Raw genomic sequence first — 1,014 nt, 5'->3', positions numbered from 1 at the left:
CTCGAGCTGATCTCTGAGCACGCAAGCTGGCAGACGACATGGGCACTGAAGTTTGCGGCCTGCTGCTTGGCGGCAAGGGCGTAGGCGAGAAGATGGCAAAGGAACTGGGCGCTTACGGCGCTGACAAGGTTCTGGTTTGCGAGAGCGACCTGCTCGAGACCTACACCACCGATGCATACGCAAAGGTTCTGTGCGACACCGTTATGGCTAAGAAGCCGGAGATCCTGCTGATCGCCGCTACCAACATTGGCCGTGACCTGGGCCCGCGCTGCGCAGCTCGTCTGCACACCGGTCTGACCGCAGACTGCACCCACCTCGACGTAGACGTAGAGAAGTACGCTGCATTCCTGCAGGAGGCTTCCACTCTGCCGCAGGCTCAGATCGATGCTCTGAACCGCGAGGACCGCAACCTGAAGATGACCCGTCCGGCATTCGGCGGTCACCTGATGGCTACCATTATCTGCCCGCGCTTCCGTCCGCAGATGGCTACCGTTCGTCCGGGCGTACTGAAGAAGGGCGAGTACAACGAGGCTAAGGCTAACGCAGTAGTTGTTGAGCCGGTAGCTTTCGAGCTGTCCGAGGCTGACATCAAGACCAAGGTTCTCGAGGTTGTTAAGGAAGCTAAGGAGCTGGTTGACCTGACCGGCGCTGAGGTAGTTGTATCTGTAGGCCGTGGTATCTCCAAGGACGTTGAGACCGGCATCAAGCTGGCTGAAGAGCTGGCTGGCCTGTTCGGCGGCGTTGTTGGCGGTTCCCGTGCTGCTATCGACTCCGGCTGGCTGTCTGCTGACCACCAGGTTGGTCAGACCGGCAAGACCGTACATCCGAAGCTGTACGTTGCTCTGGGCATTTCCGGTGCTATCCAGCATAAGGCTGGTATGCAGGATTCCGAGTGCATCGTAGCAGTTAACAAGTCTGATTCCGCTCCGATCTTCGACGTAGCTGACTACGGCATCTGCGGCGACCTGTTCAAGGTTGTTCCGATGATGATCGACGCAATCAAGGCTGCTAAGG

Annotated in this window: 1 pseudogene; it reads left to right on the top strand. The window is 58.4% G+C overall.

The annotated features are described in order from the left end of the window. Window positions 1-17: 17 nt before the first annotated feature. A pseudogene (gene acrA / locus DXB00_RS16100) lies at window positions 18-1,014 on the top strand (acryloyl-CoA reductase electron transfer subunit beta); the annotation flags it as partial.

Origin of the sequence: Butyricicoccus sp. OF10-2, from assembly GCF_003481925.1 — a bacterium.
GTDB lineage: Bacteria > Bacillota > Clostridia > Oscillospirales > Butyricicoccaceae > Agathobaculum > Agathobaculum butyriciproducens.
The sequence above is the reverse complement of the archived record's forward strand: the minus strand, read 5'-3'. Positions and strand labels throughout refer to the sequence as shown.